This is a genomic window from Ktedonosporobacter rubrisoli, from assembly GCF_004208415.1.
Classification (GTDB): Bacteria; Chloroflexota; Ktedonobacteria; order Ktedonobacterales; family Ktedonobacteraceae; genus Ktedonosporobacter; species Ktedonosporobacter rubrisoli.
Genome location: NZ_CP035758.1, coordinates 3,229,094 through 3,241,045, shown reverse-complemented (window position 1 = coordinate 3,241,045; position 11,952 = coordinate 3,229,094). Strand labels below are relative to the sequence as shown.

At 49.9% G+C, this 11,952-nt stretch carries 7 protein-coding genes; 3 read left to right on the top strand and 4 right to left on the bottom strand.

Features of this window, described 5'->3' with window-relative positions:
* Positions 1–190: 190 nt before the first annotated feature.
* A complete protein-coding gene (locus EPA93_RS14565) occupies positions 191–457 on the bottom strand; it encodes a YcaO-like family protein (protein ID WP_277988973.1) in 267 nt (88 codons plus the stop codon).
* 518 nt (positions 458–975) lie between these two features.
* Here EPA93_RS14565 and EPA93_RS14560 point away from each other — a divergent pair.
* Both EPA93_RS14560 and EPA93_RS14555 read left to right on the top strand, forming a co-directional pair.
* Positions 976–3,678: a winged helix-turn-helix domain-containing protein gene (locus tag EPA93_RS14560; protein WP_129888217.1), complete on the top strand. Its 2,703-nt coding sequence runs from the start codon at positions 976–978 to the stop codon at positions 3,676–3,678.
* A gap of 120 nt (positions 3,679–3,798) precedes the next feature.
* Complete coding sequence (locus tag EPA93_RS14555; protein WP_129888216.1) at positions 3,799–5,118, top strand: FAD-dependent oxidoreductase; 1,320 nt, start codon at positions 3,799–3,801, stop codon at positions 5,116–5,118.
* 558 nt (positions 5,119–5,676) lie between these two features.
* Here the strand turns inward: EPA93_RS14555 and fxsT are convergent.
* Entirely contained in the window at positions 5,677–8,301 is a 2,625-nt protein-coding gene (gene fxsT, locus EPA93_RS14550) for an FxSxx-COOH system tetratricopeptide repeat protein (protein WP_277988890.1), read from the bottom strand.
* A 581-nt stretch (positions 8,302–8,882) separates the two neighbouring features.
* Positions 8,883–10,085, bottom strand: coding sequence for a serine hydrolase domain-containing protein (locus EPA93_RS14545; protein WP_129888214.1), 1,203 nt, complete (start codon positions 10,083–10,085; stop codon positions 8,883–8,885).
* A gap of 601 nt (positions 10,086–10,686) precedes the next feature.
* Between EPA93_RS14545 and EPA93_RS14540 the strand changes: the two genes are divergently transcribed.
* The gene (locus EPA93_RS14540; protein WP_129888213.1) at positions 10,687–11,085 is read left to right on the top strand and encodes a GNAT family N-acetyltransferase; all 399 of its coding nucleotides are present in this window, start codon (positions 10,687–10,689) and stop codon (positions 11,083–11,085) included.
* Positions 11,086–11,245: 160 nt separating this feature from the next.
* On the opposite strand, the gene EPA93_RS14535 is transcribed toward EPA93_RS14540, so the two are convergent.
* Positions 11,246–11,647 (bottom strand): hypothetical protein, encoded by a 402-nt coding sequence (locus tag EPA93_RS14535; protein ID WP_129888212.1) that lies wholly within the window; start codon positions 11,645–11,647, stop codon positions 11,246–11,248.
* Between the last annotated feature and the right edge of the window lie 305 nt (positions 11,648–11,952).

Below are 11,952 nucleotides of genomic sequence, written 5' to 3'. Positions count from 1 at the left end.
TTTTAGAAAAAGGCTTTATAAAATACAGCAGAGGTGACAAAGACGTAAAAGGAATTGCCCTAAAATTTTGTAAACTTCCTTCACCTAACTGCATAGCGTAATCATTGCCATAAGAATTCTTTAAAAGTGCTCCCAGCTCTTGAAGAGAAACCCTTTCCCCTGAAACTTGCCAGCATGAGCGACGATAACGTCAGCAATTGATCTGGCAATCTTCGCTCAGGAAATCAGTTTGCACTGTTTTATGCAAGACCTGCGTCCAGTCATACGCTTGAAACGCCTCGATAAATGCTTTACGCCAGACAGCAGGCGTAGGGGCGCTTGCCGCCCCTACCGAGAAAAGGCCGGCTCGGTCCCACAGGACGACAAGTACGGTTGGCACATCATGGAAATGGCTTAAATCGAGCGCTTGATAACGCAGTCCGGTGGATGCAAAATATTTGTATTCTTCTTGTAACAGAGCAGGAATGGCCTGCCAATCAAGGCAGTGATCTCAGGTGCGGCAAACAGTCTGCAAGCGGTGTTAGGGCTCTCCTCCATGAAGGAAATGTCCTCATCCTTTCATCTCCTCAAACCATGGCGACAGGATACCACGTGTGGCGATAGGCGAACAAACTGGACACCTTGGAACATGGTAGACGACATGGGAGGCAAGCTTGAATTCAGCGGCAAACTCTATAGTAGAGAAATGGCCGGACAAAAATGTATTTCCTTGTAGTATCCATTGCAAGATATAAAATACGCTGTAACTCGCTATCATGGCTTCAAGCGCTGGCATCGTCGGATAATGCATCTCGCTTTTTTCTAATCGCCAGAAACTTTCCTGATAAGTTGGATCTGACAAAAGTTTGCAAGCATGTTATTCTAAACCGAGAAGAAGAAAGCACTTAGGAGCAGAGAAGGAACAGGGAGCGCTTAACGTGGTAAAATACAGAAAAAAATCTGCAAAACCTGGAGAAGAGCACGGAAAATAATGGTATGAGTGAGATTCAGCACCTATCAACGAGTACTACTATTTCTTCTGACTTGCTAAGTACTAAACTGGCGCTACCGCGCCCTCGCCACTTCCTGCTGCCACGCGAATCACTCTTCTCACATCTTGATAGCGGCATGGACCATGCAGTCACACTGCTCTCCGCGCCAGCCGGTTTTGGCAAGACGACAATAGTACGAGCATGGATTGCCGCTCGCAATCCTAATCAGGAGCAGTTCAAGATTGCCTGGTTATCATTAGATGTAGATGATAACGACCCGATACGCTTCTGGCGTTATGTCACGGCTGCCTGTCAGCGTTTTGATACGACTGTAGGCCAGTCCACACTGGCATGGCTCAGCGCCACACAACCACTTCATTTTGATTATTCTACCCGGTTCCCATTTGAGAGCATATTAACGAGACTCATCAATGACCTGAATAAGCTGGAGGAGCCGTGTGTCCTCGTCATAGAAGATTATCACGTTATTGCTCTATCATGCATCCATGAGATGCTTGCCTATTTTCTCGACCATCTTCCTACAACAATCCACGTGATCCTACTTTCACGCAGCGATCTCCCATTGCAACTAGCACATTTACGGGCACAAGGAAACTTTTTTGAGTTACGATCAGCCGACTTACGCTTTTCTCTGGCCGAGACACGTTCATTCTTGCAGCAAGCCCTTCCATTTCCACTTTCGGAGGAGATGGTTGAGAGTGCATATGAACGAACAGAAGGCTGGGGTGCCGGACTAAACCTGTTAGCACTCGCGTTACGCAAGTACACGAACTATCAGGAGCTAGCACGTTTTGTGGAAACACTCACGGGCCGATATCGACCACTTTTGGAGTATCTGGTAAGTGATGTGCTCAATACACAGCCAGAACCCCTACAAATGTTTTTGTTGCAAACAAGTGGACTCGCTCGTCTGACAGCCTCACTCTGTGAAACAGTCACAGGCCGCAAAGATAGCGATCTGCTCCTTGAACAGATCGAACGAGCTAATCTTTTTTTGGAGCCGCTCGACGGAGCAGGCCAGTGGTATCGCTATCACTCACTCTTTGCCGAGGCAATGCAGCATGAAGCGCTCCATCGACTTGGGATTGAGGCATTCAATGCGAGTTTTCAACTGGCGAGTATCTGGTATGAGCAACATAACCAGTTCACCGATGCAATTGAAACTGCTCTCAAAGCCAAGGATTTTACACGAGCAGCGACCCTTATCGAACAGCTATACGGACCATCACTTGAGCAGATGGCCAAAGAATTCTACACCTTACGACGCTGGTTCGCGCAAATTCCGCTGACTGTGCTACAAAATTTCTATACGCTCTATCTAGCCTATGTACACATATGTCTCTTCGATCCAAGTGGACGCATGGAGACAGATCCCGAGCGAGTTGGCAAGATCGAGGCCTTGCTCGATACAGCGGAACAACAATGGAGTGACAGAGAAAACCGACCTCAACGCGGCATAATATATACCTTACGCGCCCTGCTTACTAGCTGGCAAGGTGACTTTAAGAAAGCAGGTTCTTTCGCCAGACAAGCACTTACCTATCTGGGGGAGAAAGAAGATGCATGGCGCAGTGTATGCCTGAGTATTGTCGGCACAGAGGAACGCTTCTTTGGTTCGCTCGATGTTGCATTGCCCCTTTTACAGCAAGCACTTGAGCTAAATCGGTTGGGGAGAGGAAATCCCTATGGCGATCGCGCGATCAGGCTTGAGCTTGGCGAACTCTATATCCAACAAGGAGAGCTGCGACGGGCAGCCGAAACCTATCAACCGATCCCCGCAGAAGCAGGAGAAGACTTTTTTGATCGAGGGAAATCACTGCTCGGCCTGGCTCAACTTTCTTATGAAGGAAATATGCTGGATGCTGCCTCAGAGGAGGCACAGGCAGCGCGAGATTTAGGACAGCGTCTCCTCGATGATGGCATCCAGATACGGGCCGGGCTTGTGTTAGCGCAAGTACAGTATGCTCGTGGATATGCTGAACAAGCGAACCAGCAAATTGCTGAGCTCGTCGCCCACGCCCGGGGGTATCCATCATCTTTCCTCTATCGAGAGACCCTTTATTGGCAAGCCCGGTTGCGCCTTATGAGTGGAGATCTTGCGGCTGTACAGTGCTGGATGAATGAACGTCCCATAAACAACGCTATGTTACCGCTATCTATGCTCATAAGGGAAGATTTACTCGTTGTACGCCTGCTGCTTATGCGTGGTGATATGCAAGAAGCACAGCAGCTCCTTGAACAATGCTTCAATAAGGCTTCCCAACACGCCTATATCGCTTGCGTGATAGAGATACAGGCTCTTATGGCACTGACACACTTCCAGCAGAACAATCTAAGTGAGGCCAAGCGCATACTACAAGAGGTATTTCCTCACGCCCGCGCAAAAGGCTATCAACGGCTTTTCTTGGACGAAGGGAAAGCCATGGTGACGCTCCTGCGCGCCTTAGAAGGTAACCAACAGAAGCAGCGCTCTGCAACACAATCATCTATACTAGAACCACTGAGTTTACAAGAACAGCGGGTACTCCGTCTTTTCGTGGCTGGTCTTTCCAAGCCAGAGATTGCCAGTGAACTCGTTGTCTCTACGAACACGGTCAAAACGCACCTCCAGCGCATTTATCGGAAGCTCAACATAACCAACCGCACAGAAGCCCGAGAAGTTGTACGCCGTCTCCATCTGCTCTAATTACATTCACCCTCACAATCACCCGAAACGGGCGACATTGCATCACCCCCTTGTGCCTTACACTGAGAACACAAAGTTTTTACAAACCTTCTCTATAGCATTTTTAAAGGAACTATCAAGATGACAACTCAACCGTTTCATGTGATTATTATTGGGGGTGGCATTGGAGGTCTTTGTCTGGCCCAGAAACTGAAACAAGCCGGGGTCAGTGTCTCAGTCTATGAGCGGGATCAGTCGCGCACGTCGCGTTTACAGGGATATCGTATCCACATCAATCCCAGTGGAAGCCGAGCTCTCCACGAAAGTTTACCACCACGCCTCTACGAAATCTTTCTCGCGACTTGCGGGAAATCTGGTCAAGGCTTTAACTTTCTCTCAGAGCAACTGAAGGAATTACTTTTCATCGGGCCTGATGATCCGGGCTTCATCTCTGAAGAAGATCCCGTTGAGAGCCATAAATCTGTGAGTCGCTTCACGCTGCGGCAGATACTGCTGGCAGGCCTGGAAGAAAGAGTTCACTTCAACAAACAATTCACGCACTATGAAGAGACGTCCGATGGCAAATTCGCGGTCTTCTTCGAGGATGGAACTTCCACAATCTGTGATGTTCTAGTTGGGGCTGACGGAAGTAATTCGCGGGTGCGTAAGCAATTTCTCCCGCAAGCCCGGCGTATCGACACAGGCATTTGTGCCATTCAGGGCAAGACCCTATTGACAGATGATATCAGACATCTACTCCCCCAGCGATTGTTTGTTGGTCCAGCCTCTGTCATTGGACCAAACGGATATAGCATGTTCATTGCAGTCCAGGAGTTTCAACACAAGCCGGGTGAGATTGAGGAGATAGGGGAGGTTATCAAAGTACATCCTAACTTGCTGCTCAGCGATACCAGCGATTTCATCGGCTGGGGATTTATCGCGCGCCAGGTGAAGCTACCAACACAAAAAGATCTGAAAACTATGGATGGAGAAGACCTTAAACAAGTTGTGCTGAAGATGGCCACTGCTTGGCATCCACTGCTCCAGCAACTCATACGCGAAGCTGACCCATCAACAGTGCTCTTTACGCCAATACAAACCTCGTTGCCCATTGAACATTGGCAAACAAAACTGGTCACTCTGCTCGGCGATGCTATTCATAGCATGACTCCGGCCCGTGGTATTGGGGCGAATACAGCCCTGCGCGACTCTGCACTGCTCGGTCGCAACCTGATCGCCGCCCATCGTGGCAAAATGCCGCTCCAGCAGGCTATTCATAACTATGAAGTCGAGATGCTCCAGTATGGATTCGCTGCTGTACTCAGTTCTAAAAAGACTCTTGAACAGACAGCATCGCTAGAGAAGCCGTTGCCTCTGGCTATGACCAGGGTTGCTTTTAGATTTCTAAATGCAGTACCGCCTCTGAAGCGCCGCATATTTAGCGGATTTGGAGATAGCTAAGTTGCAACATCCCGTAGGGACATGGAGCCGTGGAATCCTGGTTGTATGACCCATGCGCGCTCGTCATATCATGTACGTCCATGTACAATGGCAAGCACGACGAACCATCAATCCCAATCTCCGCATTAAGCGAGCAGCCCGCTTGTCTGAACAGCCAAGCTCCTGCTCGCACTACTTGACGTACAGATGAGAGCCGTCATAGCATCTTCGATGAGGTGATAAGCGGCTTGAATCTGCTCAGCCAGAGAGGAGATTGGCCATGCTGGTTTATTGGAGACATTTGTGCCAGGCATTCAGCCACTCATAGATCCCTCCAGGGTTTCGCACAGTAGTTGACCAGTGAAGAAGGGAAAGCATGTGTACATAAAAGGGGAGGCGCAGATATGTCAAATATACGTAATTCTATTCACACTTCTTATGTGAATAAGTTTCTTATTCCTTCATTAGGTATTCTTTGTTCAATAGCACATCTATCCCTTCCAACTAAATACAAAGAGAGTAGAAGTCATACTCCTACTCTCTTCAATTTCTGGTCAGACGAGGAATCGCTGAGATGCTTTATTCTTCCTGACTTTTGCCTTGCAAGATGCGTATACGCTTACAAACTTCATTGGTTCTAGGATCATGCCAGCCTACGATCTCCTGGCGGATATCTAATGCTCGTTGATAGAGGGCTAGCGCTTCCTCGTTTCTGCTCTGGGCCTGCCTTAACATAGCAAAATCGTAGAGCGTTTGTGCTATTAGCAGATGGCGTGGTGGAAGATGTACCTCGCGAATGAATAGCGCTCGTTGATAGAGAACTTCTGCTTGCTGGTATTCATCTCGTTGATAATAGAGATTCGCCAGGTAGTTCAACGCTTCCGCCACATCGGGATGCTCGGTTCCTAGCGTTCGCTCCCAAATTTCGAGCGTTTGTTTGTAGAGAGCCTCTGCCTGCTCATAATTGCCTCTCCCATGCGCGATTCTTGCTAGATTGAGGAGAGGATAAGCAGTATCTGGATGATCTGCACCCAGGGCTTGCACCCACTGGCTCCGGGCGTGCAGCGAGAGTTCTTCGGCCTGAGCATACTTTCCTTGCTCACAATAGAGCCCAGCCAGATTGCTGATCGAAGCTATTGTGTCTGGATGGTCTAATCCCAGCACCTCTTCACGGATACTTCGGGAACGTTGGTAAAGCTCCTCCGCTTGTTCATACTTCCCCTGCTCATAATAGACAATAGCCTGATTATTGAGAGCCGATGCTACGTCGGGATGTTTGCTCCCCAGCGCTCCCTCAAGAACGCGTAGAGCATATTGGGAAAACTGTTCGGCTCTCTGATAATTCCCTTGATTACAATTGACAATTGCCAGACCATTGTGTACACAGGCCGTCTCAAGATGATCAGGTCCTAATGCCTGCTCCTGAATCTCCAGAACTTGCTGGTAAACATGCCCCGCTTGTTTAAATTTCCCTTGTCTCCTATACAGATTTGCTAACGCTTTGAGCGAGCTGGCTATTTTAAGCTGCTGGACGCCTGGCTCTTGCCTCTGTATCTCTAAGGCTTGCTGGTAAAGCTTCTCTGCTCGCTCATATTTTCCCTGCTCTCGGTAAAGATTCCCCAGGTCACAGAGCAGAGGAGCCATGTCCAGGTGATGTGCTCCTAATTTTTCTTCCCTCATCTCTAGAGCCTGCTTATAGAGCGTTTCAGCCTGCCCATAATCAGCGCGAGAGCGCAAGTAATCTGCCATTTTATACAGCAATGAAGCTAGTATCAGGCTCGAATATTGCCAGGTGCTACAAGCATGCACACAGGCAAAGGCCTGAGAAATCAGTCGCCCGCAGTCTGATCCGGTACCAGTAGTCATAGGAAAGATTGCTTCTAGCGCAACAAGAATATTCTCTTGCCATTGCTTCTGCTCCTCACCGGACATGGTTTCTCTAAGTACGGCCTGTACGAGACGATGCATCGAAAAAGTATGGCTTTGTTGCTGCCGTGTTAGGAGAGAGTAGCTTAATATAGCCCCTATCATCTGATTGAATAAATAGGGGTCCTGGGTTACCTCTGCTAACTGTGAGCTAAGATGTGGGCCTCCTTGCGTGAAGAACTCCTCCGGAATGGCTTCGGGTGCCAGCAACGCACAAATCTTTAGCAGTTCGGCGGCAACTGCATTCACACGCGTGAGCTGCTCAAAGGAGAGCAGAAAGGTTTTTACCACCGATAGGGGGTGAGCCGCCAGTTCAGAGCGTTCATTCAAAAGTTTGATGCGATCACTCTGAAACATGCCTCTATAGTCGGCAAGACTACATTTTGTAAACTCAATATAGGCCCCGGCTTGATCCAGTGCCAGTGGTAAGCCCTCCATATCCTGGACTAATAAGTTGGCAATTGTCTGTGTTCGTTTAGCATACTCACTATCAGCTTCAAGCGTATCAAGCAGCCCGGAACGCAAAAGAAGAAAATGGAACCCTTCCTTAGCGGATAACGCTGACAGGTTCAATGGGTAAGCCAATCCTTCCATCCCATGCAGACGAGTCGTAAGAATAATTGCTCCTTGCCTGGCCGTTGGAAAATACTGTTTGAGTAACGCCAGATCTTCTACATTATCAAAGATCAGCAGCCATTCTTTATGCGTACTCAACCAGCGTAGAACTGCCTGTAAGGTCCTGAGCTGATCCTTTTCTTCGCTTTCAGCGAGCCGAAGCAGATTTGCAATGGCGAGAAAACTGCTAAGAATGCTCTCCTGGGTCTCGGCAGCTACCCAGAAAACAGCATGGTACTCATTGGCATATCGGTAGGCGTACTCCAGAGCAAGTTGAGTTTTTCCAATACCTCCTAAGCCAGTCAACGCACAAGGCCGGGCTACTTTCTTGGCCTTTGCATTAAGCAAGTTATGGAGTTTATCTACTAGCTCTCGCCGTCCAGCAAAAAACGGGTTGCGCTGGTAGGGGACAAGCCAGTAAGGAGAGAGAGCCGTCAGACTTGCTTCCAACAACAAACGCGTTTCACGCTCATTTAGCCACAATAATTTTGCCAGTTCAATGACCATGCCTTTACTATCGGGTAGGCACAGTCCTCGTTCCCACTTACTGATAGTGTTGTAATGAACCCCTAGCTGAGCAGCCAACACTTGCTGCTTCATATGTCTCTTCTTACGATAGGCTCGCAGAAGCTCTCCAAAAGAACCTATTTCTATACTATCCATGTATGAAACTCCTATCATCTCTGGCGAGTATTGCAAAGGGTCTTTCAGCTTCTCGATGCCTTCGACTTTTCTCATCAAGTATTCTTACGGCATTTGCAGGGAAAGTATCACAAGAAAAAGCGTTCCTGGGAGTATTGGAGCAAAGAAGATGCCCCAGGCGCCTCACCCTCTCGGCACATCTCATAACTCAACTGAAGAGATTGTATGCGACACCTTCAGCCCTGCCCTTCTCACGAAAGAGTCGGACTTTTCGCTCATTCGCCTCGGCGTCAATCCTGGCTGGCCTGGTACCGCTGGTAGGTGATACACACTAAGCGCGAAACAGTAGTTGGTTGCGCCATACATCCAAGCCTGCCTGTTCAAAAAGCACACGCATCTGCACTGCACTGTGAAAATGTATACATGGGTGAAGCCATGCAAGCCAGGTAGGTAAGGCGAGATCAGCGAGAAGAACGAAGCCACCGGGACGCAAGTTCGGGCCGCCGGTATGCGTGAGGCGGCCCGAACTTGCCAGTAATGAAACGAGATGGTTGAGAGTGCCAGATAACCGATGCAGCCGATCCCTTTCAGTTGGCGCTTCTTCAATCAGCGATGGCCTGATAGGCCAGGGTCCAGAAATCGCGGTAGAGGTCGAGCGGGAAGAGGCGCTGCGTGAGCACAATACCAATCAAATCCTCTTTAGGGTCGGAAAACCAGGAGGTGCCCAGGCCACCATCCCAGCCGTAGCGGCCGGGAACCGAGGCCAGGTCGTCACGCCTGGTTACCACCGAGACCCCAAATCCCCAGCCATACGTCTCAAAGAAGCCGGGAAGCGGAGGGCTGGAGACAGCTTTCTGTGCGGGCGTCAACTGATCGGTGGTCATCGCCTCGACCGAGAGCCGCGAGAGGATGCGCTCACTACCATGTTTTCCCTCCGAGAGCAGCATCTGCCCAAAGGCCAGGTAATCGTCGAGGGTCGAGACCAGCCCATTGGCTCCAGATGGAAAGGTGGGAGGGCGGCCCCAGCGGCTCTGGTGGGAGCCGTCAAAGAGTTCAAGGGTCCCGGTCGCCGGATTGGGAAAGTAGCAGCTCGCCAATCGGTCGAGCTTGTCAGCCGGAACGCTGAAGCCAGTATCTTTCATCCCCAGTGGCTCGAAGATACGCTCGCGCAGGAAAGTCTCCAGCGGCTGACCGCAGATGCGCGCGATCAGTACACTCAAAACGTCGGACCCTATGCCGTAGAGCCACCTCTCGCCGGGTTGGGCCATGAGTGGTAGCGTACCCAGGCGGCGTAGCCACTCCTCAGGATTGGGCTTTGTCTGGTGGTAGGACGGCACTATCCCGATCTGTAGCTCGTTGGCAGCCTTCAGGATCGGAGGCTCTCCTGTCGGCGTCAACAGCAATCCGAAGCCCATGGTAAAGGTGAGCAGGTCGCGCACGGTGATCGGACGCTGCGCGGGTACCGTCTCATCGAGTGGAGCATCGATGCGCTTGAGCACCTTGCGGTTGGCCAGTTCAGGCAGCCATTTCTCCACAGCATCGGAAAGGCGTAGTTTGCCTTCCTCTACCAGGATCATCGTCGCCGCCGCTGTGATAGGTTTGCTCATGGAAGCGATGCGGAAGATCGTGTCGCGCCGCATTGGATCAGGACCATCGAACGCCTTTTTGCCCACAGCATCGACAGAGACCTCGCCATGTCGGCTCACTAGCGTGAGAATGCCAGGTACCTCACCGCGCTCCACATAGCCCGTCATACTCTTGTGCAAGCGACTCAGCCCCTCTCGGGACAAACCTTCAATTTTCATCGTCTCATTCCTCCTGGCCCAGCTACTTCCCCCACGATACGACTAGTCCATTCGGCGAAGATATGAGCATCCATAATATGTATTCTTTCCTTTCTAAGACCGCCTCCCGTCAGCCGGAATACTGCTGGACTTGTGCGTCCATTTGTTTTGCCAGACGGTAGTCTCTGGTTGCGAGGGCATGATCCTCTCAACGAGAGTTGAGAGGCAGCCCAGACGGCGTAAAGACGGGAGTGTGCCGCCCTGTCATATCCGCGTGGTTTCCTTTGTCATAAGAATGACAACCCGAAATGAGGAAATGTGACCGATGAAGACCGACACCACTTTGGCTCACTGCTTTGAGGCGCAGCGTCCCCGCTTGCTGGCCCTGGCCTACTGCATGCTCGACTCGCTCGCCGAGGCCAGGGCTATTTAGTTTTTAGAGAAGCAGGAGTGCAGAGGACAGCCAGTCCTCTGCCGGGGCATGGGGCGTGCCCCATTTTCCCTTCTTCTCGGGCGGCTGGGTGGGGCAAAACAGGAAAATTAAATAACCCTGCGCCGAGGCAACGGAAGTTGATCTGTGAAGTAGGGAAAGCATATAGTGTATATAAAGGGAAGGGCAAACATGTCAAATATCAGGATATCTCTTCATCAAGAGCGACCTATAAATCCTCAAGCCGTGCACTCACTCTATGCAAGCATCGGTTGGTGGCCCGAGCGTACGGAAGAGCAGATAAGCCATGTTTTGGACCGCGATGCTGCTATAGGAGCCTGGGATGAGAATGCTCTCATTGGTTTCGCCCGCGTTATTTCTGATGGTTATTTCCATGCCTATATCGAAGACGTAATGGTTCATCCAAATTATCAGCAGAAAGGCGTGGGAAGTCTCTTGCTTTCAAGGCTAGTCGAAACTCTTTCCCATATCAAGACCATTACATTGTTTTGCCAGGCTGAACTTGTTCCATTTTATGAAGAGCAGGGATTTCGTGCGTTTCCCTCTCAAAGAATTCTGCATCGCGCCTAGCTATCGCGAAACCATCCTATTTAAGCTTTAAAACTTAGAGACTTCATAAAGTATTCTTCCCTCAACATCCCATACTCAGTAACGTTGAGGGAAGATCCATTTGTTCGGTTATTTTACAGAAAGAGAGATGGAAAAGGTTCTCCAGAATATTCCTTTCCGCCTATCTTACGACCTGCGCTCGCTCAGCAACTCTGGCTTTCGTTTGCTTAAGTGCTATGTAGCGCATGCTGATTAGTCCGATAAGTGCAAGGGCCCCAAGGCCAACCAGTAAATGCACACTGCGGATTATCCAATGCAAATTGCCAGTCAGAAGACCGGTCTGCGTAAGTCCCAAGGCAGGAACGATGAGCGCATAAACAACGCCCACAATTCCTAACAGCCTCAACTCTTTATTAAAAAGTGCCAAGATAGCCAGGATCAACAGAGTGAGAGTAACGATGAGCCCAAAGAGCATATGAAAAGGAATTAAGTTTATTTGTGCAAACCAATAGGCCAATCCGAGTGCAAGTGCTCCAAGGCCGGCAATGCCAGCGATGATACTAATAATACGTGCTGCAAGCATAGAAACTCCTTTTTTCATGCGCAAGAATATATCTACCTAGCAAGCTGCGGACCCATGGCTTGCTCTTTGCGATTGCGCAACCGTGCCTCCGACTCTCTATCCCCAGATCTTTGTCGGTGTAGCCATAGTGTAGCTTTCATGCATGACAATAAGGTGAATCTGCACTGTGTATTTTGTCATCAATCTGTCATCCCGCAAGGCAGCTTGCCTGGCCTGCTACTTCACAACCGGCTTTACGCCCTACGCACTTCTAGAGAACCTGGCGTGAGTGTTAACCTCTCATCTCGACTCTAACAAATCGCTAG

Coding starts and splice junctions, on each gene's coding strand:
- EPA93_RS14540 (WP_129888213.1), top strand. CDS start 10,687: ATGTCAAATATCAGGATATCTCTTCATCAAGAGCGACCTATAAATCCT.
- EPA93_RS14535 (WP_129888212.1), bottom strand. CDS start 11,647: ATGCTTGCAGCACGTATTATTAGTATCATCGCTGGCATTGCCGGCCTT.
- EPA93_RS14560 (WP_129888217.1), top strand. CDS start 976: ATGAGTGAGATTCAGCACCTATCAACGAGTACTACTATTTCTTCTGAC.
- fxsT (WP_277988890.1), bottom strand. CDS start 8,301: ATGGATAGTATAGAAATAGGTTCTTTTGGAGAGCTTCTGCGAGCCTAT.
- EPA93_RS14545 (WP_129888214.1), bottom strand. CDS start 10,085: ATGAAAATTGAAGGTTTGTCCCGAGAGGGGCTGAGTCGCTTGCACAAG.
- EPA93_RS14555 (WP_129888216.1), top strand. CDS start 3,799: ATGACAACTCAACCGTTTCATGTGATTATTATTGGGGGTGGCATTGGA.